Genomic DNA, 26,621 nt, shown 5'->3' on the forward strand with positions numbered 1-26,621 from the left:
CAGCCTGTCAGCACTACTTTATTGCCTCGCTTTTGATATCAGTATCCCCGCCTGAGAATAGCTATAAGTTCATCGGCATGGGGCATTCTTTCTTTGATTTTTGCGCAGACCGAATCGATATCGTAATCGAGGCGCAGGTGCTCTACTTTCCCGCTTTCGGTATCAAAAACAGCACAGCTTGCCCGGATATCCCCGTCTCTCGGTTGGCCCACAGAGCCCGGATTTATTATTGTCAGGTCTCCGAGCTTCCTGTTCATAGGGATATGAGAGTGCCCGACTGCAAGAAATTCTGCTTCCACAGGTTCCGTTGCCCCATTTACCATTTCCCGGATTTCTTCGTCAGGGGTTTCGGGTTTTATGTATTCGAACATGGAACGGGGGCTTGCATGGGTCAGGTAGAGCCTTTTTCCGTCGATTTCCTCCCGGATCAGGAGGGGCAGATTCTGAAGGTATCCCATTCTTGACCTGTCAAGGGTTTCCCAGGTGTATTCTCTGGTTGCAACCGAGAGGTGCTTGTATTTGTACCCACACTGGCAATCTACCCTGAAAGCAACTGCATTATCGTGGTTTCCCCTTATTACAGAAATTCCTTTCATGCGCAGGAGGTCGATACATTTGTCCGGGTCAGGCCCATAGTCAACAATATCTCCGAGACAGATGGCCCTATCATGAGGGATTTCCAGAACAGTCTCAAGGGCTTCGGAGTTTGCATGGATGTCGGCAATCAGCAGGATTTTCATGTCTTTCCCCTTTTTCCTTATTTTTTCTCTTTTTCTTATTCCCCTTCGCTTTCTCCCCTTTACCTCTCTTCCATTTTACTCTTTAAATTGTAGTCCGCGCATCCCTACTCCCATTATCAGCAGATTTGTCTCCATAGGCGGATGATTCCAGCCGTCAGGCGAGATCGTTTTTTTCTCAACTGAAATCTCAACCTGGTTTCCACTGAGGCCGCAATCTCTCATATAATCCATAACAAGCTTTTTACCAAGTTCGGTTGCGGTTTCAAGAGCTTCCGAATATGTATCAAACTTCAGCCTGCTGCCCGGGGCAAAGACAATGAAATCCTTGTCCGGGGACATCAGGCTTGTTGGCCGTATCAGAATTTCAACTCTTTTAATGCCTTTTCCTACAAGGGCCCCGACAGCATTGCCTACCTCGGCGTGTTCAGGCACCAGAATTTCGGCATCAATGAGTTCTTCCAGTTCTTTCCTGTACGCCCGTACAGGCCCTCCGAGCAGCACAACCGGAACATCCAGTTTGAATCTGGCAGGATAGTTTCCGTCCAGGATTTTTGCAATGGATGAATACGGAACGCCTGCCAGAATATACGAGAGTAGATGGAGTGCCATGTTCCTGGCAACCCGTTTTTTTACGGCAGTGCAAAACTCTCCTGGGGCCATACGCATGAGCCTTGCAAGCCTTTCTGCGCCTACCCGGGAAGCCTCCTCGTTCCAGGCTGTGTATTCTCCCAGCACATGCAGAGCATCAGTAGGAGTGAAACCGATTGCCTGTACAAGGCGTTTCCTGATAAGGGAATCGAGTGTGTGGGGGTGAAGGTCTTTTCGGATCAGGGCTTTGATTTCGGGCACTGAAACCGGCTCTTCCCCGATAACTTCCAGTACTTCGGTTTCAGCCCTGCTCAATTCTCCTGCCTTGTAGCCGGATCTTACAAAAAACTTTGTGGGCTGGATATTCTCATCGAGATCCTCTCTGGCAGGCACGGGCGTTCTTTTGAGATTATTCAGAAAAAGCGAATATTTTACCGCAGCTACTGCCAGCGGCATGACTCGCCTGGGCCCGAGGAAAAGCTCCCTGTTAACAGTCCAGATATGGCTGTCTCCACCTGTAGCCGTCGTTTCCATTCGGATAGCCCGGACGCGGGTTTTCCAGCCTCCTACAACGGCTCCTTCGTCGCTCAGGTCAGGCACACCCATACAGATTGAGGAGATATCCGTGCTCGTGCCGCCTACGTCCACAACCGCACAGGTCTTAAGCCCTGAAAGGTAAGAAGCCCCTACAAGACTTGCTGCCGGGCCTGAAAAGATCGTTTCGATGGGTTTTTTCAGGGCATCTTTTATCCCCAATACCGAGCCGTCGCATTTGAGCATAAGAAGCCGTGCATTAATCCCGCGCTTCATGATATCAGAAATAATGGACTGCACGAACTGCCTTGTTATAGGAATGAGCTGCGCATTGAGAAAAGCTGTTACCGCCCTTTCGTAAGCTCCCAGTTCCTGGGAAAGCTCATGCCCGCAAACCGCAGGCAGTCCAGTGCGCTCAAGAACCAGGTCCCTGGCTTTTATTTCGTGCTCAGGATTCCTTGTGCTGAAGTAAGAAGATATGGCAAAAGCTGAAACCCTGTCCTTGACCCGCAGGGCAAATTTCTCAACAGCCTCAAGATCAAGGGCAGTAACCTCTTCTCCATTGTGGTTATGCCCGCCGGCAGCAAAAAGTACGTGTTCGGCCGGCAGCTCCTTTTCAAGCGGATGGTCTCCTATAAGGATCAGGGCTACAGGAAAACCTGTACCTTCAAGAATGGTATTTGTGGAAAGGGTCGTTGAAACCGAAACCAGCTTTACGTTTTTGAGATATTCGGGATTGAGGCCATCAATTACGTTTTTAATGCCTGCGAGCGGATCGGGATAAGTTGTAAGCGCTTTATTCGAGTCTATAATCTCTCCGTCCGAGTCGCTTATAAGCACTGCATCGGTATAAGTGCCTCCAGCATCAATCCCAAGGCTATAATGCATGACAAAATAACTCCTTTTTTCTTTTTATGAAAATACCTTTTGATAGATTGTAATTTCTCTTCCAAATAACTAAATGAGAATACAGACTTCAGGATAAAGAAATGTTGATAAGGTAATACTAAGGCAGTAATATTTGGGATTATTAAATATAAATGGTTATTTCAAGATGATTTGAAACGGCTGAAATTGATAACTTCATTTAAAGGTATAAGGAGGGAACTCTACTATAAATGTCAGAAGGCACTTTAAATTTCTCTTATTAAGGTCTATGGCTCTTTGAGGCTTTAATTGAGACCTGGACAAAAAATTGGTGTACTGTTAAGGAAAACATTAATTACCTCCATTTCTAAAGAAGAAATAATTTTCAATTAGAATCAGTTTAAAAGGACCCTGCTGTTATGACTCCTGCAAAGCCTGTCCCTGATGCTACTCCTCATCTCCCTGAGGATTTTGACGCCCGGATCTCCGGCGTTCTCCCTTATTACTCCTGCTTTCATGGGGAAACTATCAATTTCGTCAAATCCCTGCCATCCAGCCCGAGAATATGGCTGGATACCGGATGCGGAACCGGTTCTCTGGTCAATAAGGCAATTAAAGAATTTCCCGCAACAAAATTCCTTTTGCTTGATCCTTCGGAAAGCATGCTGAACCAGGCAAGAAAAAAACTTTCAGCCTGCCCTGCCGACAGGCTGGAGTTCCTGAAAGCGTCGGCTACCCAGGAATTCTCTCAGGAACTGGAAGAACAACCGGACGTAATCACTGCCATACAGTGCCATCACTACCTTACACGCGAAGGCAGGGCTAAAGCCACTGGTGTGTGCTATAATCTTCTAAAGGAAGGTGGCGTTTACATTACCTTCGAAAATATCAGGCCATTAACCGAAGAGGGAATAATTATAGGAAAACGGTACTGGAGCAATTTCCAGCAAGTCCATGGCAGGACTGATGAAGAGATAGAAGAGCATCTGAAGCGTTTTGATACTGAGTATTTCCCCATAACTGTCGAAGAGCATCTGAAACTCTTAAGAGAGACAGGATTCAAAACCGTGGAGTTATTCTGGTACTCTTATATGCAGGCTGGGTTTTACTGCATTAAATAATTCGGTTTACTTTTTGTGCGGATTTATGTTTTACACTTACTCGTATGCAGGTAAAGAAACTGTCAAACCAAAGATTTATAGATCTTAGGATTTTAAAAACTAGTCTAAAAAAAATAAGAGTCCGGATAATATAATTACTCCCGGAATTTGTCGGATTTCCTGAAACTTTACAGCCCAGGAAGCCTGAATAAATAAATGGAATTAGTACGAAGATTCTTTTCTTTTCGTACTTTTCGTGTTTCTCGTATAACCGGTGCTGCTCGTGCTGCGAGAGCCGCTGCGAGAATCACTGCGAGAGCCGTTGCGAGGAGAGTCGCTACGAGTGCCACCGCGAGATTCACCAGCACCCTTTGAACTTCTTCCTTTCGATTTCTGGGCAAGTTCAACAAAGGGTTTTCTTCCTCTCTGTTTGTTTTTGAAGATCTCAAGTAAGGCTTCAGCCTGGGCAAAGGGTACACTTACGAAGGAAAAGTGAGGGAAAATTTCTGCGTCCCTTATTTTCAGTTCGTTGTCTCCTGTCTCTTCCTGAATGAACTCGCACAGCTTGTCAGGGGTCATGCCGTCGACTTTTCCCATAGCAATGAATAGCCTGGTTTTGCCTTTTCTATCGACATAGGAGCTGCCGGAAATCTCTGCGTACATGCTTTCGTCGAACTGTTCTTTGAAAGCGTACTTCAGAAGTGCAGCCAGGATTTTTTCTGCAGGGTATTCATCGAGTAGCTTTTCGCTCATCTCAAGGCAGTCGCCGTATTCTTCCATTTTTATGGTAGAATCAAGTTCGGCTTTTACTCTTGTCCTTTTGGCTTTAATCACATCTTTAATCTCAGGCAGTTTTCCTTTCTTCATTTCTGAATTTGAAGTCTTTTTTATGTAAGTGAGCCGCCTGTATTCGCTGGATGTGACAAAGGTGATAGCAGTTCCCTGCTTTCCTGCTCTTCCTGTCCTTCCGATCCTGTGTACATAAGACTCAGGGTCCTGGGGAAGAGTATAGTTGATAACATGGGTCAGGTCCATGATATCGATACCTCTTGCTGCGACGTCAGTCGCCGCGAGGATGCTGATCTTCTGCTTCCTGAACTTGTTCAGGATCTTTTCCCTCTCATTCTGGGAAAGGTCGCCGTGCAGGGCATCGGCTGCGTATCCCCTGTCCCCAAGTTTCTGGGCGAGCTGGGCAGTATCGGTTTTTGTTCTGCAGAACACAAGCCCGTAGAATTCATCTTCAATATCGATAATCCTGCACAGGGCTTCGAATTTGTCGTTCTCCTGGACTTCGAAGTAGATCTGCTCGGTCAGGTCTGCGACAAGTTCTTCTTTCTCAATGGCAACATGCTCATAGTCCCGCATGTATTTTTTGACGATGCCAAGGATCGGCTTTGGCATTGTAGCTGAAAAGAAAAGCATTCGTTTTTCAGGTCCTGTTGCCTTTAAGATTTCCTTAATTTCATCAATAAAGCCCATATTGAGCATTTCATCGGCCTCGTCCAGCACGAAATATGCAATGTGCTCCAGATTCAAGCTCTTCCGTTCAAGATGATCGATGATTCTTCCAGGGGTTCCCACAACGATGTCAATTCCGCTTTTCAGCATCCTGAGTTGCTGGGTCATGGATTGTCCACCGTAAATCGGGACGATATGCAGCTTCTTGTCCCCTTTCAGGGAGTTGAGTTCTTCTGAGACCTGGATTGCCAGTTCTCGAGTTGGAGTCAGGACTATTGCCTGCACCTTTCCTGATTTCTCAGGAATTTTTTCTATAATGGGTGCTCCGAAAGCCGTGGTTTTTCCGGTTCCTGTCTGAGCCTGCCCTATAATATCACAATCTCCTTTCAAAAAAAGCGGGATGACCTTTTCCTGAATTGGGGTTGGTTCTTCAAACCCTTTCTTTTTGAGGGCTTTTAACGTACTGTCTGAAAGCCCCAATGCCTTAAATTTTGCTAATTTTTCCATGTACTCACTCTAACATTGACTATTATTTTTTACCAGATCCTGCAACTTGCAGACCTGCTGCTCATATACGCTGCCGCATACCCGGCAGTATCCTTGCGGAAGAGGCCACTTATCAAACCGGTACATGATACCAGCTAAAAACAGGTAAACACGCCGTATAAATGGTTAATATCCCCGGGAATGCGAGAAGGTGCCTAAGGACCAGGGAAATTCACAACCGATTTACATAAAACTTATACAGCAAAAATTCGATTTTCTTGGATAAGTTCCGGACGCTTTTTTGAGTTCTTCCCTGTGATACAGGCAGACTGAATTATTAGATTAGATAATTTAGATTAAATAACCTTTAACTTGATAGTTACCCTGTAACCCCTTTTCCTGTATATAACCCTTTGCTACCCCTCTAATGAGATACTTACTGATAAAGCTTTCTATTGTCCGGAACAGCCCCTGAGCCAGTGCCAGTCATTTTCAGGAAATGAAGGTTGCAGGAAATGATTACGGTTAAAGGCAGCGGTTGCAGATTAAAATAATGCTTAGAAATTTACAGGCAGCACTTACAGATAGGAATATAAAAACGTGCTTATACGGCCTGTTCAATAGCCCCACAACCTGTTTAGTAGTACCAGCCGTGAAAACCAAGTTCATCGGTCAGCATTTCTTTAAGCAGGTTCAGCCTGTCGATTGAGTTCCTGATTTGTTCGGGCTTATCCAGGATTTCTTCACACCCGGTTTCTTCCTGTATTGTTGTGATTTTCAAAAGCTCGGCAAAATTAACGCACTCATCCAGAAAACTGTTGAATAGCTTTCGGGCTTTTATAAGGCCGTCCGAAGTCCTGAAGTCAGGCTGGATGGTTTTTTCATATTCTGCTCTCTGTTTCATCTCTGATGCCAGGAGGCGCGACTCAACATAATCCATGGCGTTCAGAAAATCTCCGAGATTCCTGATATCAGTCCCTATATGCTGGGTAAAATAAGCAATTTCAAAAGCCCACTGCTTGTCAAAATTAGTTTCCTGGCCTGTATTGGAAAAAGGAATTCTGCTCGTCAGCCGGTTCATCTCCTGTTCATCTCTGCCTTCTTTCAGTATTAACATGCTAGAGGAAAGAATAAAAGCTTAACTAAATTTTCAGGCTCTATAATGTGTTTTCTGGAATTTTTCAGAGCAACCCACAGGATTATATATTTCTCCTGAATTTTTCCTGAGTAAGCTCAGGATCTTTTTCTATATATTATACCTTATCTTCGGAGATTCTGCAGCCAATGACGGTCATTAAAGGAATCTGAATGATTCTGCAGCCAGTGATGTCATTAAAGGAATTCTGAATTAACCCTCTTAAAACTGTTTTTAGCGCTGTTAGACAGAGTTTGGCATGCACATATATTACGCAATTTATATATTGATTTTTCTTGCAACGGGAAAAATCTCTTTCCGGATTCTCTGCCGTATTATCTGCGTTTCCGACTCAGGTCTGATTCAAGGCAGCCTTCCCTGTATCCTGGCACAAATAGGGATATGCTTTAATACTGTCATACTGATTTTTTTCTTAAAAAAGGGGATTGGGTAAAATGCAACTGGAATTCAGTGTCAGGGGAGCCGAACTTTCGGACCTGCATAAAGTTATGGCGCTTTACAGGGCTGTAGCAGCCCGCTCGGGCGGAATCGCAAGGCAAGCTGATGAGGTCACCGAAGCCTATGTACGAAACTTTATCGAGAGATGCCTTGAAGCAGGCATTATTCTTGCAATTGAAGATCCTTCAAATCCAGGGACCCTTATCGCGGAGGTTCACACATGTAGCCCGGGTATAAGGGTTTTTTCGCACCTTTTCAGCGACCTTACAATAGCTGTACATCCGGACTATCAGGGTAAAGGGATAGGAACATTACTTTTCGGAACCCTTTTGCAGGAAATAAAATCAAAGCATCCTGAAATCCAAAGGGTTGAACTCATTGCAAAGGAAAGCAATCAAAAAGCCATAAGATTTTACAGGAAATTCGGTTTTAGGGCTGAAGGCAGGCTTGAAAAACGAATATCCGGCAAAACAGGGGAACTGGAAGCTGATATTCCTATGGCCTGGATCCGGCAGGAATGAGGACAGCAATCTTGAGCGAATAAGAGGCTTGTTTCTTCTGTTATTCATAATTCCTATCTTTAAAATCAATCTCGAATCAGCTATATCTTGAATAATTATCTCTAAGATACAATTAGTCTTAAAAATAATTGATTTAAGACTAATTGCATCTTAAATACTGTGTTTCAAATTAAGTTTCTCTTAAATTGGCCGCCTTAGATCAATTGTATCCAGGGTTATTTAGTGCTAAACCAATGATATCCACTAGTATGCTACATAGAGTATTGTCTTCTGACTTGGTTTAAATTTATTCTGATATTTATTTTTATATTTATTTTTATATTTATTCTGACATTTATTTTGATATTTATTTTGATATTTAGTTTGATATTTAGTTTTGATATTATTTAAGAGCTGTTCTGATTTTTTATTTTGCACCTGCTATATAATATTCAGGATATTTCCAGATTCAAGATTCAACCTGTAAAAATTCCATTTTGAGCTGATTTAGGCTTCGACGATCCCGTAGTTTTTCAGGATTGTCAGGTGGTGGGAAACCAGGTTCTACCTCTCATTTAGCTTAAAAATTAGCTCGCAAAAGCAGTGGTCTATCTTAAAACTGATTCGGATATCAATTTTCTTTGATTTTTGGCTTCTGGTATTTTATAAGTTCGAAGCTTGGAATAAACCGGAGGATGAAAATGTCATTCCTGAACGATATCTTGCCTGAAACCGCTGAAGCATTCGGAAATCTGAGAGAATCCATCTTTGAGAAAGGCGCGCTTGACCGTAAGAACAAAGAATTGATTGCAATCGCTTCTTCAGTCCTCATGCGCTGCCAGTTCTGTGTAGATGTCCACTCGCAAAGGGCTCTTGCGCACGGGGCCAGTAAACAGGAAATTGCCGAAGCCATTGCCGTTGCTATGTTCATAGCGGCCGGTTCCCAGATCGGCTGGACAAACGTTTACGGCAAAAACGTTTATGACTCGATTTTTCAGCAAAAAGAACCTGAGAAACCCGACGAAAAGAAAGGGTGCTGCTGTGGAGACTGATATGGGAACTGCGGTAAAGTAAAAATCTCGCAGTTTAAACGAAGTATATAATCGAGCTCATCCCAAACCCAAAATTGGATCTCTAAATCTCGAATTTTGAACTATCACTAGAGTTTCCATCATGGAAAATAATCTGAAACTTTCATTGATTTAAGAAAAAACCTGGTTTTGAGACGAGCTCATAATTAGCCACTTGAGCGAGCGAAGCGATTTCTCTGGTCCATAAATTAGCCCTCTTGAGCGAACGAAGTGAGTGAAAGGGCAGCGCACTGCATAGTTTTAGAGCACAGTTCGAACAGTCCTCCCGAGACGAGACTCGGGCGAGACGGAACTAGGGCGGTGACTCGGGAGCCGCAACTCTGCCGACTGCTGATGCAGCCTTTCGGGCTGCAGCCTCTAAAGTAATTAAAAGAGTGCAACAAGCTTAAAGAGAACGATTGCACCAAAGGAAAATAGCAGTGGAATAATTCCCATATTTAAAGAAACTTTCACAGCACTTTCCCAGTGCTTGGACACCGGGAGGAAATCCCTGAGCAAAAGCAGTAGAAGTAAAACTGCCGTAGCCACAGATGCACCGTCAGGAATTCCTGGTATTACGGTCGCCATTGAGAGCGTACCTGAAGAAATTGAATTAGAAGTAATTAAACTTGTAAGCGTAGTTAGAACCCCTCGAATTGATTAGCTTATTAAGAGACAAATACGCAATAAGATATAAAAATCCTCCTCATACCACTGACAAATATCAAGAGGAGAAATGCTAAATTTGGACTTTGGAGAAAGGGAGAAAATGACCTTAATAGATAACAAAAATGCCGTGGTTTCACTTTGCAATCAAAAGAAATTGATAATGGTAGATTGCCTGTGAAAACCTTAAAAGAAGGCAAATTTTCTGATTAGACAGTCCTTGATTAGGCGAATTTCTTGGTTAAACCCATACTCGATTTTTAGCCGTCTGGAGCGGAAATTCTTACTCAATCCATAATGTGCTCCATTGTTTACTTACCTGGAGCTTCTATGGTATAAAGTTATTTAATATGTTATGGCGATAATAACATTGTAAATAATAGTTCAAGAGTGTACTGTAAAACTCTGAATGCAAAAAAGAAAAAGATGAATTGAAGAATTTACTAGAAAGGAAAAGAGGATAGGAAGATAAACCAAATCACTTAAATAATTACAAAGTATATTGAACTAAAAAATTAAGATAGTTATGAAAATCAATGGGAGTGGATGACGGAAAAAGGAATAACAATCAGCCTTGGGGTTTACTTTGAGAGTATGGATTAGCCCGTCCATCGGGAATGTGAAAACGAAAAGTTATGTAAAACTGTACAAAAAGTAGACAGATACTTTTATGCTCCAACGGAAAGTTTGTCTGGTCAAATTGAAAGCCAGAGAAACGGGGGGAAAAATGAACTCTACTGAATTTAAAATTCACAGCTCTTCTAAGATATACGGTACTTCTGTAATCGGGAAAGACACAGTAATAATGGAAAATGTGATTCTAGGATACCCTGAACACAGGGTCTTGATGGAGATCTTGAAGCAGAACATCGAAATTGAAGACTTTGAATTTCCAGGGTGTACCATAGGCCCGGATTCGATTATAAGGGCTGGATCAACGATATTTTCCAACGTAAAAACCGGAAAAAATTTTAAAACCGGGCATAATGTAATGATCAGAGAAAATACAGAAATTGGAAACAATGTCCTTATTGGAACCAACGTCATTATAGATGGGCATGTGAAGATAGGAAATAATGTCAGCATTCAGGGCAATGTTTACATTCCGACCAATGTCACTATCGAGGATAATGTATTCATCGGGCCCTGTGCGGTTCTGGCCAATGATAAATATCCTATTCGAAAGAAGTATGAACTGAAGGGGCCTGTTTTGAGAAAAGGTGCATCTATAGGTGCGAACGCTACCTTGCTTCCGGATGTTGAAATCGGGGAGGGGGCAATGGTTGCGGGAGGAGCACTTGTGACAAAAAATGTGCCCGCCTGGAAGCTTGCAGTCGGTGTACCTGCCAGAATACAGGAACTTCCCAAAGATTTAAAGGAATTGAATAGGATATAAACTTAATAGAAAAACCAAGGTTAAGTAAGATTAGTATTATTGAGATATTAAAAGAGGTCCCAAAATGATCCCAATTGCCAAGCCCACGCTGGGTAAGGAAGAGATTGATGCAGTAACAGAGGTCCTGAGTTCAGGCATGATTGCACAGGGCCCGAAAGTAGAAGAATTTGAGCTTGCTTTTTCCGAATACACTGGTTGTGAGTACGCAGCCGCTGTGAACTCTGGCACTGCAGCCCTGCACATTGCGCTTCTTGCCCATGGCATCGGAAAAGGAGATGAAGTGATTACGAGTCCTTTCAGTTTCATTGCAACAGCAAACAGCATCCTTTACACCGGGGCAAAACCTGTTTTTGCAGATATCGAATCAGATACATATAATATAGATCCTGAAAGAATTCAGGAGAAAATTACTCCAAAAACCAGAGCTATTATGCCTGTCCACCTCTATGGACACCCTGCAGACATGAAAGCGATAATGGAAATTGCAGATGATAGTAAGCTTATTGTGATTGAAGACGCCTGCCAGTCCCACGGCGCTGAATGCCTTGCAAAAAAGGTAGGTAGCTTCGGGACAGGAACATTCAGCTTTTACCCGACTAAAAATATGACAACCAGTGAAGGCGGAATGCTTACTACAAATGAAAAGGAAATTACAGAAAAGGCAAAAATGATCCGGGCTCACGGCTCAAAAATCCGCTATCTGCATGAAATGCTGGGTTTTAACCTGCGGATGACTGATATTGCAGCTGCAATCGGGATTGTACAGCTCGGGAAGCTGGACGGATTTACCGCAACCCGGCAGAAAAATGCAGAAATACTCTCAGCAGGGTTAAAAGGAATACCCGGAGTTGTACCTCCAGTTACAAAAGCCGATTGCACCCATGTGTTCCACCAGTATACGATCAGAGCAGAAAAGAGAGATCAACTGGCAGCTTTCCTGAAAGAAAAAGAAATAGGAACAGGAGTCCACTATCCTATACCCATTCATAAACAACCTGTTTACATAGAACTTGGATATGGAGATTCCTTGCCAGCCTCAGAAAAGGCAGCGAAAGAGGTTCTCTCTCTGCCTGTGCATCCAGCATTATCCAGAACCGATTTGCAGGAAATAGTCGAAGCGACCAAAGAATTTTATGCAAAGGATTGAGTAGTTTTCCAGCCACTACATCCTCAGAACCAGGAAGTGAGACTTTTGATCAAAGTAGGAGTAATAGGAACAGGTGCCATGGGGCAAAACCACGTAAGGATTTATAGTGAGATGAATGGTGTGGAGCTCGCCGGAATCTCGGATGTAGACCAGAAGCGTGTCGAAGCAATGGCTACACAATTCAAGACAAAAGCCTTTACAGATTATAAGAAAATGCTTGCCGAAGGGCTTGATGCGGTAAGCGTTGTTGTGCCCACCAAGCTGCATAAGCAGGTCGTACTTGATGCTCTTGACGCAGGGGTACATGTCCTTGTGGAAAAGCCAATTGCAGATACGACTGAGAACGCGGACCTGATGATAGCAGCCGCAAAAAATGCGGGAAAAATCCTTATGGTTGGGCACATTGAACGCTTTAACCCCGCAGTGATAAAACTCAAAGAGATTATCAATTCAGGCATTCTGGGAAAGATAGTTTCAATTTCGACTAAAAGAGTCGGACCCTATAACCCGAGGATAAGGGATGTGGGAGTAATCCTGGATATTGGTGTTCACGATATAGATGTGATCTCATACCTTTACGGAAAGAAAATAAATAGTGTTTATGCAATTGCAGGTGCAGATATTCACTCGTTTGAAGATCATGCCTCAATTATCCTGCGTATGGACCATAACTTTGCAGGAGTTGTGGAAACAAACTGGTTAACTCCGCATAAGGTAAGGCAACTGACAGCGATCGGAGTTAAGGGTGTTGCTTATCTGGACTACATTAACCAGACAGTACAGCTACATGATAACGAATGGATAAGAAAAGCCAAAGTAGAACAGAGTGAACCCCTGAAAAATGAACTCACTTACTTCATAGATTGTGCTGCAAACGGTAAAAACCCGAACCCCTGTGGGGAAGATGGAAAACATGCCCTTGAAGTGGCAATGGCAGCCATAAAATCCTACGAAGAAGAAAGATTGATTGAAGTAGGAATATAAGGCAGACAAAGCTCTGAAGAAGTAAAATCTCGAAAACCTTTGAAAACAGGAAAGATTTGAAAAACCTGAAAAAAAACAATTTGGAAAGTGATGAATATGAGTAACTTAGAAAAACTTTTCAAGGAAAGAGGCCCAATCAAAAAAATAGGAGTGCTTGGAATGGGCTATGTAGGTATTCCTTCAGCGGTTCTTTTCGCAGATGCCCCGTGTTTTAATAAAGTTCTCGGCTTCCAGCGCAACTCAAAAAGTTCAAGTTATAAAATAGATATGCTCAACCGTGGAGAGAGTCCTCTCAAGGGGGAAGAGCCAGGCCTCGAAGACCTTATTAGTAAAGTTGTTAAAGCCGGCAAGTTCGAGTGTACTCCCGATTTCTCAAGAATATCAGAACTTGATGCCGTCACTCTTGCAATCCAAACTCCTTTTGCAAATCCTAAAGACCTGGAACCTGATTTTTCCGCACTCATTGAAGGTATAAAAAACGTGGGAAAAAACCTGAGACCAGGCACGCTCGTTGTTCTTGAGTCTACAATCACCCCAGGCACGACCGAGGGTATGGCAAAACAGATTCTTGAAGAAGAGTCAGGCCTGAAAGCAGGAGAAGACTTTGCCCTTGCCCATGCCCCTGAAAGAGTAATGGTAGGCAGGCTTTTGAAGAACATCAGGGAACATGACAGGATTGTGGGCGGAATCAATGAAGCAAGTACCAGGCGAGCTGTTGAGCTTTATTCTCCTGTGTTGACTGTAGGAAAAGTAATTCCTATGAGTGCAACTGCAGCGGAGGTCACGAAAACTGCAGAGAACACCTTCCGTGATCTCCAAATTGCAGCAATCAACCAGCTTGCCCTTTACTGTGAAGCGATGGGCATAAACGTGTATGACGTCAGGAGTGGGGTGGATAGTCTAAAAGGAGATGGGATTACAAGAGCTGTACTCTGGCCAGGGGCGGGCGTTGGAGGTCACTGCCTTACCAAGGATACATATCACCTGGAAAGGGGAATTAAGATAGGAGACGGGCAGCTTGATTATCCGGAAGGTGCAGATTCAATCTATGTACTCGCAAGAAAAGTTAATGATTTCATGCCTGTCCACATGTATAACCTGACTGCTGCAGCACTTAAAAGGATTGGAAAGGAGATTAAAGGCTCAAAGATTGCAATGCTTGGCTGGGCTTTCATTCGGGATTCGGACGATGCGAGAAACACACCTTCAGAACCTTACAGGGATCTCTGCCTGAAAGCAGGCGCGACAGTCACGGTGCACGACCCTTATGTTGTGAACTATCCAGGGATTGAGATCTCGGATGATCTTGAAAAGGTCATCAGAGGCGCGGATGCTGTAGTAGTTCTTGCAGGACACAGTGCGTACCTTGGTGTAAAGGCTGATTGGGTAAAGGAAGTTTCAGGAAAGGTAAATCCGGTTATCGTGGATGGAAGAAATGTAGTTGAACCGGATGAGTTTATTGGCAAGGGATTTGTCTATAAGGGGATTGGGAGAGGCGATAAGAACGAACATGTAGTAGTAACATAAACTCTCTTTGAGGGATTAATTCAGTCTTTCAATATGGAAAAAGGGCGAGAAAAATGATTGAGAAACTAAAACAAAACGAGGAACTCTGGGATCTGTTTACCAAAAAAGAAGAATACAATTCAGCCCTCTCTGACCAGTACGATAGGTTTCCTTACTATTTAAGCGGCCAGAGGAGTGTTTTTGACCCGAGAGTTTCTAGATTTCTGGTGGAAAACGGGTTACGCCCTGAATACCCTGGTGGAAAAAAGTTCGCGGTATGCCTTACTCATGATATTGACATGGTATATCCGGAAAAACTCTATCCGATCATCGGGACTGCAAAAGCATTTGTTAAAGGGAATTTAACAGATGCTATAAAGACACCTTTTTCCAGAATTAACAAAAGATGTAATCCTTGCTGGAACTTTAGAGAAATAATGGAGCTGGAGGCAAAATACAATGCCAAGTCTAGCTTTTATTTTCTCGCCTTGCGCCCTGGAGAAAAAGACTTCAATTACGAAATTGAGGATCTCGAAGCCGAATTAAAGTTTATATCTTCTCATGGATGGGAAGTAGGCCTGCACGGAGGGCACGAATCTTACAAGAGTTTTGAGGACATGATAGAAAAAAAGCAGAGACTTGAAAAGGTTCTTGGCAAGCAGATTATAGGGTACAGAAATCATTTTTTAAGATTCAAAGTGCCGGATACATGGGAATTATTAAGCAAAGCAAACTTTAAGTATGATACAACATTCGGGTATGCAGACTGCGCTGGTTTTAGAAATGGGATGTGCCATCCTTTCAGGCCTTATAACATAAATATCGGGAAACAAATCGATATCATTGAGCTTCCCCTCATAGTTATGGATCGAACTTTATTAAGAAGTTACATGCGGCTTGACGTTAAAAAGGCCTGGGAACTCATAAAAAATCTTATCGAAAAGGTCGAGCAGTACAATGGCGTAATTACAATTCTGTGGCATAATAATACATGTATTGAGGGAGAAAGCCTTAAATATTACGAAAAATTCCTCAAATATGTCTCCGGCAAAAAAGCCTGGATTGCAAGCGGAGAGGAAGTATATAATTGGTGGTCTACTAATATTGAACCGAGACACTAAAAAAGGTGTCCATACAACTCTGGCGTATTTAACTGGCAACTATAAGAGGCTAACATAAATCAAGTATTGTGGATAAATAGGATAATATTAATCAAATTAAGACGTATTATTAAATCCAAACAATATTAATCAACACTGCAAGTAAATTTGATTAATAAACTTTTTTCTCATCTGTGCGAAGTGCCTGATGCAGATAAGCCGATTGCTACCAGTTTTATGTACCCTGAATTCTTTTGAAGTTAACAGCGACACTCTATTTAAACTCTGTTCGTAACTGGCATCCCGTCAGAAACCATAAAAAGGAGCCTATGGTAAAGTATGATAAAGTAATGTTAAGGGTGAGCAGAAATCATATGAGCTCAATTGTTACCGTATATGTAAATAAGGAACCCGACAAATTTATTTCGGGAGGGTTTATTTATATGGGGGCTTAGAGAGAAAAAAGCCAGATATCCAACATCAGCTTTAGAATATCATACCCCAGGAATTGCATTTTCAAAGATAAAAATGGCTTGAAAATGCAGGAATACATGGAGCTCAGCTCTAAAGGAAACTTCGTTTAAGGTACTGGATATGGATGAGACAATAACAGATGCAGCAGAGAAACTATCTAATAACAACAAGAAGGAAAGCTTCGCTTTCGATGTGCTTACACTTGCAGGCGGGACAACCTTTGCTCAAATCCTTACGATTATATCTGCTCCTGTGCTGACCCGCCTGTATGGCCCTGAAGATTTCGGAATCTGGGCTCTGTACCTTTCTATTACCAGCATTATCAGCGTCATTGCGTGCATGAGGTATGAATATTCCATAATGCTGCCTGAATCGCATGAAGAGGCTGTAAACCTGTTAGGGCTAAGTTTTCTGGCGGTGCTGTTTGTAAGTGGGTTAACCGTTCCAATAATATGGTATTTTAAGGAACCTATAGTTAATATTCTGAATTCTCAGCAGATAGGAGACTATCTCTGGCTCGTACCTCCATTTATTTTTGTAAATGGGTTATTTCTCGCACTGAATAACTGGAACTCAAGAACAAAACTTTTCAAAAGGCTTTCTCTTTCAAGAGTCTTCAGTTCGGTCTCGGCTACTACAACGCAGATAGGCTTTGGGCTTGCAGGGAAAGCCGGTGCAGGCGGGTTAATAACTGGAAGCCTTACCGGCCAATCTATTGCAACATTTGTGCTTGGAGGACAAATTTGGAGAGATGATAGGAAGTTAATTGTGAAAAGCCTGAGCTGGAAAAAAGTATATGAGGGATTTAAGAAGTACCGTAAGTTTTCGCTTATAGACACCTGGGCTGCCCTTATGAACTCAGTCTCGTGGCAACTTCCTGCTTTCCTTCTTTCAGCTTTTTTCACGCCTGCAGTAGTAGGTTTCTATTCCCTTGGCTTTCGTCTTTTGCAGTTGCCAATGAGTTTCATTGGAGGTTCGATTTCACAGGTGTTTTTCCAGAGAGCATCAAGAGCTTTATCCGAAGGCACTCTCCCTTCCCTTGTTGAGAATGTTTTCAGGATGCTTGTGATTATAGGCATGTTTCCGATACTGATCCTGACAATTGTCGGCAGCGACGTCTTTACGGTTATTTTCGGAAAAGCCTGGGCAGAAGCAGGCGTTTATACGCAGATCCTGAGTCTATGGGCTTTTATATGGTTTATCTCTTCCCCATTAACCACTATATACGTTGTCGTCGAAAAACATCATTTCGGTTTTCATTACAATTTTTTCAACCTCATTACGCGTCTTCTATCCCTTACGATCGGTGGCTTGCTCGGAAGTGCACGTACGGCACTTGTTCTCTTCTCAGTTTCAGGAATTCTGGTATATGGTTATCTTTGCCTGAAAATGATGTCCTATTCCGGAGTAAAGATTTCAAGAGCCCTGAAAATCGTATTCTCGAATTTTGTTCTATTTGTCCCTGCAGGAATTGTTCTTGTTGCCCTCAAAACCGCAGAAATAAACCAGACTCTGCTTGTTGTCTTTTCCGGTGTGATTATCGGGATATATTACCTCTACATTTTGAAAACCGATGCACAGATAAAAAAGATAGTGAAAGAGTTTCGAGCCTGATGAGCTGGTTTAAAACACTAGTTCGTGAAAGAGTTTTTTGTCAGCAGGAAGCGGAAATTTATGTTTATTTGACACAATCTTATTTAAATAAATTCTTGAAATTATAATGCAGAAATACCAATGGATAAAATTTTTTCGGATCTTGCTATCCCTGAATTTCTAGAGCTTATTTCCTCAACGATAACTTCCACTTCAGATCAGAAATTTGCTCAGAGTACTACAAGCCGATACGAGACGGCTAAGTGATCATTTTTCGGGTCTCATATCAAATCAAGCTCCTGATTTCAGGAAGTCCATAAAGCTTTATAATGTTTTACCATCGACTCTAATCAACAAAAAGCAGCTTCAAAAATGCCAACCGGAGCCTGTGGCTCTTTAAGGAACCTGAGCACCTGTAAATCTTCTATCAGCCGATATACGTCCTCTCCAGGGGAAAGCCCAAACTTTTTCGCATCCTCCGGTTCAATCCACCTGATTTTCGGGACAGAGGCATAGTTCGAATTCCTGACAAACCCATCTTCAAGCAAAAAATAAGCCCCACCCCCAAACATCTTGAAAGGCTCATAGAGCGACGAGAAATCCCTGCAGACCCAGTTTGCCATCTTTAGAATTTTTTCCGACCTGTTGACCGTAATATGCCCGTAATCAGGCGGGACAAAGACAATATCCCCCTTTTCAGCCTCAACCACAGCTACGTCCAGAATCCTGCCCTTCCTTCCGGCTTTCTGTAGAATATAGGTAGCAGATCCTTCCAGTACCTGATAGATTTCAGTATAAGAAACATCGGCCTTCGGAGCCTTCGGGTGGTAATGCCCTGCAGTCTTCACGTATTCTTTTCCAAGCTTCGCCGGTGGAATGACAGTAATATCATACCTCAGCCCAAATTCCCTCATAAGTCTGAATTCCTCTTCACTCCGTGCAAGTTCCCTGTACATATAATACAGCTCGAAATTCTCAGCCGTTTTAAGCCATTCCCTGTCAGCAACGACCTCTTTCATATCGTAAAGTGTTCTTACGTCAGGAGCACGGATGGTTTCTCCAAAGATCAACATGTCTTGCATCTCTTTTCCCTCATTGCAGCTTAAAATGGTAAATTTTTAGCATGATCTTGAAAAATTTCAATTTGGAAGTAATTTGAGAATGTTATATTTTCGAGTGAAGTTATAAAAATTTTTGTGTAACTATTACAAAAACAGGATTATAATTAAGAAAGAGAGAATTAAAAAAATCAAGGTGGAATGGTAATAAAAATAAACCAAATTGCTTAAATAATTTAAGGTGTTATTCAATAAAAATTCAGATTGTTTGGGATACCACCAGATAAGGATAGGGTAAGAGTATGAAGATTGTAATTAATCTCGGAACCAGGCCTGAGATCATAAAAATGAGTCATATAATAAGGGAATGTGAAAAACAGGGTATTTTGAATAACTGAGAATAAATTAAAGAGAACCTCAGTAGAAGAATCAATGTTTAGGAGAAAAAATTTGCTTAATTTAACTGAAAACCAAGAAACATTTAGCAAACAGGTACCTAAGAATCTGTTAGCTAATGTTCTGTACTTTATATTAAACATCATAATTGGTTTGTTCCTGGTACCATTTTTTATTGATTCTCTTGGCGTAGCAAGTTATGCACTTGTTCCCTTAGCTACATCTCTGACAGGTTATGTGAACTTGGTTGTACAGTCATTAAATACATCCGTATCACGATACTTGACTATTGATTTACAAAAAAAGGAGTTTAAAAAAGCTAATGTAACATTTAATACTGCCCTTTTTGGAACCCTTGGAATTATATTATTAATGCTTCCTTTTGTAATCTTAATTTCATATTATGCACCTTCGTTCTTTGAAATTCCTGCCAGCCAGGAAGATGCTGCAAGAATTCTTTTTCTTGGAGTGATAAGTTCATTCTTATTACGGGCATGGGGCAGCAATTTTGGAGTTTCCCTCTTTGCCTATAATAGACTTGATCTCCAGAATCTTATAAACGCTATAAATATTGTTGTTCAGGTCGGCCTAATTATATTATTGTTCAGGATTTATTCCCCTAGCCTGATTTACATCGGATTAGCTTATTTGATCGGGGCTGCAGTTGCCTTTATTCTAACAATATTTTTCTCACGCAATATAAATCCCAATTTAAAGGTAAATATAAAAGATTTCCGCAAATCAAAGGTTAACGAAATTACGGAAATGGGCGGCTGGGTGATTATTAACCAGATAGGTTCACTCCTGTTCCTTCAGATTGATCTGATAGTTGTGAACAAATTATTTGGTACTATTGCAGGTGGAGAATACTCAATTGCACTAACATGGAGTATACTGCTGCGTACTATTGCAGGCATGCTTGTGGGAGTCCTGACACCTGTAATTCTCACTTATTACGCAAAGGGAAAAATCGATGAGCTGATAAGCGTATCAAAAAGTACTGTAAAATTTACAGGCCTTGCAATGGCGCTACCAATTGGTTACATCTGTGGATTTGCTCCTCAACTTCTTACACTGTGGGTAGGCCAAGAATTTGCAAAACTCTCCCTATTGATGGTATTAATGTTATCCCATCTTGTAATTAACTTGCCAGTAACGCCCCTCTTCGCAATTAATGTGGCGTATAATAAAGTAAGGATTCCAGGTATTGTCACTTTTTTTATGGGGGTAGGAAATTTTTTGCTAGCAGTAATTATTCCTTATCTTACCGGCTGGAATTATTATGGAGTTGCACTGGCAGGAGCAATTATGCTGACACTTAAAAACGCATTTTTTACTCCATGGTATGCTACCAAAGTGCTTGGGATCTCCAGAAACACATTCTTAAATTCCATGATTCCGGGAGTGGTTGCGATGGTTTTGACTGGAGTGGTATCTAGTCTGGTCGCGAATTATCTTCAGATTTCAGGCATAATTTCGTTATTAATCTGTGGAATTATTTTGACTGCAGTTTATCTGTCAGTAGTATGGAAATTTGGACTAAAGGAGTTCGAAAAGCTGATTGCAGGATCATTTATACCAATAGAAGTAAGGAGCAGGTTGAATCTTGAAGCCAAATGTGATCGATGAGATAGCGAAAAATGACCTCTGTATAGGCTGTGGAACTTGTGCCGGAATATGCCCACAGAAAATCCTGAAAATTCAGGATAACGAGTATGGAGAGTATATCCCATCCGAAGCTCAGGTATGCGATTTCCATTGCGGTTTATGCCTAGAAGTTTGCCCATTTAGTAGTAATGAAAATGAAACACAAATGGGAGAAAAAATTTACGGAAGCACAGAAGGAATGAAGTATCGATCTGAAACAGGCTATTACCTTGATTGCTATGCTGGATATTCAAATGAGTTCCGACAGAAAAGTGCATCAGGAGGTATGGCAACCTGGATTCTTACAAAGTTATTGAAGGAAGATGTTGTTGACTATGTAATCTGCCCGACTCCTCAAAGAGATCCGGAGAGACTATTCAGTTTTGAAGTTTTAAGAGACGGAAATTCTGTAAAGGCTGCTTCAGGATCAGTATATTACCCTGTTGAAATGTCTGAAGTAATACAAAAAATTTTGGAAACCCCAGGCCGCTATGTTATTACTGGGTTACCCTGCTTTATAAAAGCTCTCAGGCTCGCTGCCCAGAAGAACAGAAAGCTAAGAAAAAGGATTGTCTTCACAATAGGTCTTGTTTGTGGCCAAATGAAAAGCAAAAACTATACAAAATACATCGTAGCGCTAGCAGGCAATAATGACTCAACGAAAGTTCAAGGTGTTTATTATAGAGGAAAAAGCCCTGAAAAATCTGCAAGTAATTTTTATTTCCAATCCACCGATGAATATGGATCACAACATAAGATATTCTGGGATGAAGGAGTATCTGAAGCGTGGGTCAACCGATGGTTTACTCCTAATGCATGCAATTATTGTGATGATGTGTTTGCAGAGCTTGCAGATATCACATTTATGGATGCCTGGCTTCCAGAATATGCCAAGGATAGTATGGGTACAAATCTTGTACTTGTAAGATCCCCTGAAATTTTGGCTATTATTCAAGAAGGAATGGAAGAACAGGAAATCAGTATCAGTAAAATACCAATTGAGAGAGTAGTAAAAAGTCAGATGGGAGTTCTCGACCTCAAAAGAAATCAACTTTCTCGCCGGTTGTATGTAGCCCTTCAAGAGGGACAGAAAGTACCTGAAAAAAGAATTCATGCAGGGGAAAAGATTGGATTATTGAAAAGAAGAGAAATTAAACTTAAAACCAGAATGCAAAAAGAAAGTAAAGAGCTTTTTTTAGACTGCTGCGAGAACAGGGTTCTGGATGTAAAAATATTCAGAGATGGGATGCAACCATATATTGAGCAGACAAAGCAACTTAAACTGATTGAAAAATTTACATTCCCAATTCAGGTGATTAAAAAATTAGCAAAAAGGGAGGAAAGGAAAGATGAATGAAAGACCTATGTTTATTCTGGCAGGAAATGGTCCATATGAGAATAGAGGCTGTGAAGCGATTGTAAGAGGAACTGTGAAGATATTGAGAAATCATTATAAAGACCCTTCTTTTTTGTGCTTAAGTCACTTTCAAAATCATGAACAATTTGAAAAGCAGATAATAAAAGAATATGATTCTGAAGTAATCCATAGGGAAACAAATAGAAATAAGAAAATGTTTAGCCCCGAGTGGGCTTGTCAATTTATTCAAAGAAAATTTTCAGAAAAAAAGTATATGAGATCTGTATATAAAGAGCTATTTCCCGCTATAAACGAGGCAGAAGCTGTTCTATCTGTTGGCGGCGATAACTATTCTTTAGATTATGGTATTCCAAGGGCTTTCACTGGGCTTGACGATCTTGTACTGGAGAATAAAAAGCCAATGATCATTTGGGGTGCTTCAGTAGGGCCTTTTGATAGGGTTCCAGAATATGAAAAATACATGAAAAAACATCTTCAGCGTGTAAACGGAATTTTTGTCAGGGAATCAGCTACAATAGAATATCTTGAGAAAATAGGAGTGAAAGATAATATATATAAAACAGCAGATCCAGCCTTTTTAATGGACCCTCAGGAACCCCAACCAAAAATAAAAATTGAAGAGGAATCCATAGGGATAAATCTCAGCCCATTGATGGCAAAATATGTAGGAGATAAAAGCCTTGAATCCTGGATAAACATAGCAGCTGGAGTTTTAGAAGAAGTAATAAAAAGAACTGAAAATAAATTATACTTAATCCCACATGTAACTATTCCAATTTCAAATGATTATTTATTTTTAAAGCAAGTTAAAGAAAAGATAAAGGATTCAGAAGAAAGAACTGTCTTGATTCCTCCTATATACAACGCTTCAGAGACAAAATGGATTATTAGCAAAATGAAAGTTTTTGCAGGAGCTAGAACCCATTCAACAATTGCCGCTTTATCTTCAAATGTTCCAACTTTAAGTTTTGGATATAGTGTCAAAGCGAAGGGAATTAATAAAGATATATTTGGACATGATAACTACTGTATGAACCCGGAAAAGCTGAGTTCAAAAACTGTGGCTGATAAAATAGAGAATATCTTAAAAGAAAGCGATGAAATAAGATCACATTTAAAAATCTCTATACCGAAGATAAAAAATAAAGCTCTTTTAGCAGGCCAGGGTCTTCAAAAAATCACGGAATGACTTTTCTTCATAAAAATAATATGGGACAGGGATATAAATGCCACTTGTTTCAGTTATAATTCCTCTTTACAATAAAGAGCCATATATAGGAAGGACAATTAATTCCTTATTAGTTCAAACTATTTCGGATTTTGAAATAGTTATTATAAATGACGGCTCAACTGATAAAGGCACGAATGTAGTTAAAAATTTTAAAGATTCTAGAATTCGATTAATCTGCCAACAGAATGCAGGGGTTTCTGCTGCACGGAATAAAGGAATACATGAAGCAAAATCGGATTTGGTTGCTTTCTTAGATGCAGATGATGAGTGGACTCCAACTTTTCTGGAAACAGTATTAAGACTTAGAGGAAAATATCCCGAAGCGGGAATTTATGCTTCTGCCTATCTATTTTGCGATTCAGAAGGAGAGAAACGAATCGCAAATTATAGAGAAATACCTCCTGCTCCGTGGGAAGGATTGTTAAAAAGTTATTTTTTATCTGCTGCTAAAGGGGAACATCCAGTTTGTTCCTCTGCAGTGTGCATTCCTAAAAAAATACTATTAACAGAGGGTGGATTTAAAGTCGGAGCATGGTGGGGAGAAGACGACGATCTTTGGGGAAGAATAGCACTAAAACACCCTGTTGCATTTAGCTGGCAAATTGGAGCAATTTATCATCAAGGAGCGACAAATAGAGCATGTAAACGGGAAGAGTTAGTAGAGCATCCATTTATAAAGAAAGCCGAAATGGCTATAATTAATGGAGAGGTTCAAAAAAGTATAGTAAAAGACTTAGAAGAGTGCGTCGCTAGATATAAAATTATTGCTGCAGTACATAATTTATATAGGGGATATCCAGAGATATCACGAAGGATGCTTAAAAGTTGTAAGACAACACTATTATACAAGGAAAAGTTATTTTGGTATTTTTGGTCTTTTGTTCCATATAGAGTTTTTAGTAAGATAGTATCAGTTAAAAGGAACATAAAAGGGTATATTAAAGCCCCATGAAACCAGTATTAATAAAAATCCAAATGCGGAAGCATCACTTTTACAAATTGTATAGGGAAAAGTCAGCGCTGTAACTTTAATAAATATTTTATGGAACCAAATAAATTAAACCTTAAAATTTAAGGTTTTAAACTATAATATCTCAACTCTATTCCTATATTTAATTAAGAGTTCTTTCGAGATTAATGCTTCAAGTATCCATAAACAGATCCGCTACTATAAATTTTTGAATACTTTTCTATTTTGAGCTCGGATATAAGTTCAGAGATATAATCATGATCTGGAAGATATATTGAAGAAAAAATTTTAAGTGGCTTACTTATGAGATCCATTCTTATTAAAATGAGATAATCTTGTAGACTAGAGGTAGAACTATAAAATAACTCATTATCGAACGTATACGTATCATAATTATAGGACATTGAACGTGCATAATAATTATCTGTTTTAATGGGACCAGTCCAAAAACTTGAGGTCGTTTTAATTGCTTTTAGTTCTGAGGTAGTTAACGCTTCTCTCATAGAACTATGTGAAGAAAACTTATCATAATCAATATTTGCCGGGAGGCTGACAATTAACAGGAATGCAAGAATTATTGTAGTGCTCACTAAGAATGTCTTTTTAAGATTATCATGTCTAACAGCATTACAGCACAACAAAATTGACACGGCAAGTGGTATAGATAAAAATATCTGCGAAAAAAACAGCCATCTTTCCGAGATAATATTACGAGAAGTAATACTACAAAATGAATTTAATATTAAAGGAGTAATTCCCGCTGAAAGTACACAAAAAGAATATTTGGTTCCATAACGATTAGAGATCATATAAAAACACCCAACAGAAGAAACTGTAAAGTATAATAATGTACCCAAAAAATTAAAGATTCTTTCGAAAAGTGGTACATTGTTAATATGCTGCTGAATCAATTCTGCAGGGGTATGAATGAAAATATCCATACTAAATCCAAATTTTATTAAACTAGCTAATGTGGTAATATGCCCTGAAGCATAAGTCCACCAAGAAAACATAAAAACAACAAAGAGTGTGATATAAGAAAATGTGAAAGGAGGTTTATGTATATTAAAATAAATTAGGTTATAGGAGTAAAAAAATATCCAAACAATGAGAAGAATTATTGCCATATATAATGCAGTAACTGAATGCGTTAAAACTAAAGAGATCATTAATATTATTGAAATTAACACACTAATTAACTTATGATTTATTCTTAGTTTTAGTAACGAATACAGAATCATCAAAATGAATACTGGAGCAAGAGAATTTGGAATTGACCAGAAACTCATACGTATGTGATAGTTTGAAAGAGCCAGTAATAAAGAAGAATATAAGGCTACTCTCGTATTATTGAAAGTAAACTTCGCAAGTAGAAATATAAGTAATATGTTGCATACTAATTGTAAAAAACTAACAGACAACATGGTTGCAAACTTATAGTCCATGTCTGTAATTATAGAGGTAAGAGCGATACATAAGTGAAATAATGGAAGTTTTGAATATGAAAATTCTGATGGAATAAAATGAGTTTGAATTATTTGTAATGTAATGTTTTGATGATACCAAGGATCTACTCCTAGCAAACTTGGAAATACTAATAATTGTGACCAGGCAATTGAAGTCCCCAATAAAATGATCTGGAAAAGAATGATTGATGTCATCTTCTTTTGAAAAGATATAATCTCGGCAGAGATAATTCCAGACACCAGAGACATGATTATAAAATAGATTAGAGGCCTTTCGTAAAATGAAGGTCTTAAATATAAAGAGAGAATGCTCAGCACAAAAAAGAGCGTGAAGAAAGATAGATAGAGAATATTCTTATGTTTATTATGCTTAGAAACTATATGAAAATCTAAGGATGAATTTTTTCTGATTTTGATCCAGATAACACAAAATATTAAAATAATTAATCCAAAAAGAGTTCTTGATATGTTAGCAAAATAGATATTGGCGATTGTCCAGAATACTGATAATATAATTGCTAATCTGGCAAATAACAAATCAAATTCAATTGATTTCAGATTAATTTGTTTTAGAGTTACATTCATAATACACATTCCTAGATGCAAACTTTTGTAACTAGCTGGTTTCAAAAATCCGACTATTCATGCTTTTGACCAAAAGCGATATTCCAT

20 protein-coding genes are annotated in these 26,621 nt (G+C 40.2%); 13 read left to right on the forward strand and 7 right to left on the reverse strand.

From position 1 onward, the window contains the following. Window positions 1-38 precede the first annotated feature (38 nt). Window positions 39-740 (reverse strand): metallophosphoesterase family protein, encoded by a 702-nt coding sequence (locus tag ACPK8D_RS13415; protein ID WP_424718364.1) that lies wholly within the window; start codon window positions 738-740, stop codon window positions 39-41. A gap of 75 nt (window positions 741-815) precedes the next feature. Then, window positions 816-2,750, reverse strand: coding sequence for a hydantoinase/oxoprolinase family protein (locus ACPK8D_RS13420; protein WP_424718365.1), 1,935 nt, complete (start codon window positions 2,748-2,750; stop codon window positions 816-818). Between the two features lie 398 nt (window positions 2,751-3,148). Between ACPK8D_RS13420 and ACPK8D_RS13425 the strand changes: the two genes are divergently transcribed. Then, window positions 3,149-3,850, forward strand: coding sequence for a class I SAM-dependent methyltransferase (locus ACPK8D_RS13425; protein WP_424718366.1), 702 nt, complete (start codon window positions 3,149-3,151; stop codon window positions 3,848-3,850). 201 nt (window positions 3,851-4,051) lie between these two features. Here ACPK8D_RS13425 and ACPK8D_RS13430 read toward each other — a convergent pair whose 3' ends face one another. Both ACPK8D_RS13430 and ACPK8D_RS13435 read right to left on the reverse strand, forming a co-directional pair. Then, entirely contained in the window at window positions 4,052-5,794 is a 1,743-nt protein-coding gene (locus ACPK8D_RS13430) for a DEAD/DEAH box helicase (protein WP_424718367.1), read from the reverse strand. A 616-nt stretch (window positions 5,795-6,410) separates the two neighbouring features. Beyond that, window positions 6,411-6,890, reverse strand: coding sequence for a hypothetical protein (locus tag ACPK8D_RS13435; RefSeq protein WP_424718368.1), 480 nt, complete (start codon window positions 6,888-6,890; stop codon window positions 6,411-6,413). A gap of 473 nt (window positions 6,891-7,363) precedes the next feature. Between ACPK8D_RS13435 and ACPK8D_RS13440 the strand changes: the two genes are divergently transcribed. Together ACPK8D_RS13440 and ACPK8D_RS13445 are read left to right on the forward strand one after the other, a co-directional pair. Next, window positions 7,364-7,888, forward strand: a complete 525-nt coding sequence (locus ACPK8D_RS13440) for an N-acetyltransferase family protein (RefSeq protein ID WP_424718369.1) — start codon at window positions 7,364-7,366, stop codon at window positions 7,886-7,888. Between the two features lie 680 nt (window positions 7,889-8,568). Beyond that, a complete protein-coding gene (locus tag ACPK8D_RS13445) occupies window positions 8,569-8,919 on the forward strand; it encodes a carboxymuconolactone decarboxylase family protein (protein ID WP_424718370.1) in 351 nt (116 codons plus the stop codon). A 405-nt stretch (window positions 8,920-9,324) separates the two neighbouring features. On the opposite strand, the gene ACPK8D_RS13450 is transcribed toward ACPK8D_RS13445, so the two are convergent. Then, window positions 9,325-9,525, reverse strand: coding sequence for a hypothetical protein (locus ACPK8D_RS13450; protein ID WP_424718371.1), 201 nt, complete (start codon window positions 9,523-9,525; stop codon window positions 9,325-9,327). Between the two features lie 805 nt (window positions 9,526-10,330). On the opposite strand from ACPK8D_RS13450, the gene ACPK8D_RS13455 reads away from it, so the two are divergent. The 6 genes from ACPK8D_RS13455 to ACPK8D_RS13480 all read left to right on the forward strand — a co-directional run bounded on the left by ACPK8D_RS13455 (window position 10,331) and on the right by ACPK8D_RS13480 (window position 17,824). After that, complete coding sequence (locus tag ACPK8D_RS13455) at window positions 10,331-10,999, forward strand: DapH/DapD/GlmU-related protein (protein WP_424718372.1); 669 nt, start codon at window positions 10,331-10,333, stop codon at window positions 10,997-10,999. A 64-nt stretch (window positions 11,000-11,063) separates the two neighbouring features. Next, a complete protein-coding gene (locus ACPK8D_RS13460; RefSeq protein WP_424718373.1) occupies window positions 11,064-12,146 on the forward strand; it encodes a DegT/DnrJ/EryC1/StrS family aminotransferase in 1,083 nt (360 codons plus the stop codon). A 45-nt stretch (window positions 12,147-12,191) separates the two neighbouring features. Then, entirely contained in the window at window positions 12,192-13,130 is a 939-nt protein-coding gene (locus tag ACPK8D_RS13465) for a UDP-N-acetylglucosamine 3-dehydrogenase (RefSeq protein ID WP_424718374.1), read from the forward strand. Window positions 13,131-13,226: 96 nt separating this feature from the next. Next, window positions 13,227-14,657 (forward strand): nucleotide sugar dehydrogenase, encoded by a 1,431-nt coding sequence (locus ACPK8D_RS13470; RefSeq protein WP_424718375.1) that lies wholly within the window; start codon window positions 13,227-13,229, stop codon window positions 14,655-14,657. A 53-nt stretch (window positions 14,658-14,710) separates the two neighbouring features. Beyond that, window positions 14,711-15,757, forward strand: a complete 1,047-nt coding sequence (locus ACPK8D_RS13475) for a polysaccharide deacetylase family protein (RefSeq protein WP_424718376.1) — start codon at window positions 14,711-14,713, stop codon at window positions 15,755-15,757. Window positions 15,758-16,330: 573 nt separating this feature from the next. Beyond that, window positions 16,331-17,824, forward strand: coding sequence for a lipopolysaccharide biosynthesis protein (locus tag ACPK8D_RS13480; protein ID WP_424718377.1), 1,494 nt, complete (start codon window positions 16,331-16,333; stop codon window positions 17,822-17,824). A 329-nt stretch (window positions 17,825-18,153) separates the two neighbouring features. Here ACPK8D_RS13480 and ACPK8D_RS13485 read toward each other — a convergent pair whose 3' ends face one another. Continuing rightward, window positions 18,154-18,885 (reverse strand): glucose-6-phosphate isomerase family protein, encoded by a 732-nt coding sequence (locus ACPK8D_RS13485; protein WP_424718378.1) that lies wholly within the window; start codon window positions 18,883-18,885, stop codon window positions 18,154-18,156. A 426-nt stretch (window positions 18,886-19,311) separates the two neighbouring features. On the opposite strand from ACPK8D_RS13485, the gene ACPK8D_RS13490 reads away from it, so the two are divergent. The 4 genes from ACPK8D_RS13490 to ACPK8D_RS13505 are packed head-to-tail and all read left to right on the forward strand — an operon-like array spanning window position 19,312 to window position 24,465. Next, window positions 19,312-20,886 (forward strand): lipopolysaccharide biosynthesis protein, encoded by a 1,575-nt coding sequence (locus ACPK8D_RS13490; protein ID WP_424718379.1) that lies wholly within the window; start codon window positions 19,312-19,314, stop codon window positions 20,884-20,886. Further along, window positions 20,864-22,261: a Coenzyme F420 hydrogenase/dehydrogenase, beta subunit C-terminal domain gene (locus ACPK8D_RS13495; protein WP_424718380.1), complete on the forward strand. Its 1,398-nt coding sequence runs from the start codon at window positions 20,864-20,866 to the stop codon at window positions 22,259-22,261. Before ACPK8D_RS13490 ends, ACPK8D_RS13495 begins: the two co-directional genes overlap by 23 nt. Next, on the forward strand, window positions 22,254-23,471 hold the full coding sequence (locus ACPK8D_RS13500; RefSeq protein ID WP_424718381.1) for a polysaccharide pyruvyl transferase family protein: 1,218 nt from the start codon (window positions 22,254-22,256) through the stop codon (window positions 23,469-23,471). The genes ACPK8D_RS13495 and ACPK8D_RS13500 overlap by 8 nt, the downstream gene beginning before the upstream one ends. 37 nt (window positions 23,472-23,508) lie before the next feature. Further along, window positions 23,509-24,465, forward strand: coding sequence for a glycosyltransferase family 2 protein (locus ACPK8D_RS13505; protein WP_424718382.1), 957 nt, complete (start codon window positions 23,509-23,511; stop codon window positions 24,463-24,465). A gap of 182 nt (window positions 24,466-24,647) precedes the next feature. Here ACPK8D_RS13505 and ACPK8D_RS13510 read toward each other — a convergent pair whose 3' ends face one another. Beyond that, window positions 24,648-26,189: a hypothetical protein gene (locus ACPK8D_RS13510; RefSeq protein ID WP_424718383.1), complete on the reverse strand. Its 1,542-nt coding sequence runs from the start codon at window positions 26,187-26,189 to the stop codon at window positions 24,648-24,650. Window positions 26,190-26,621 lie beyond the last annotated feature (432 nt).

It is taken from the genome of Methanosarcina sp. (assembly GCF_049706645.1).
GTDB lineage: Archaea > Halobacteriota > Methanosarcinia > Methanosarcinales > Methanosarcinaceae > Methanosarcina.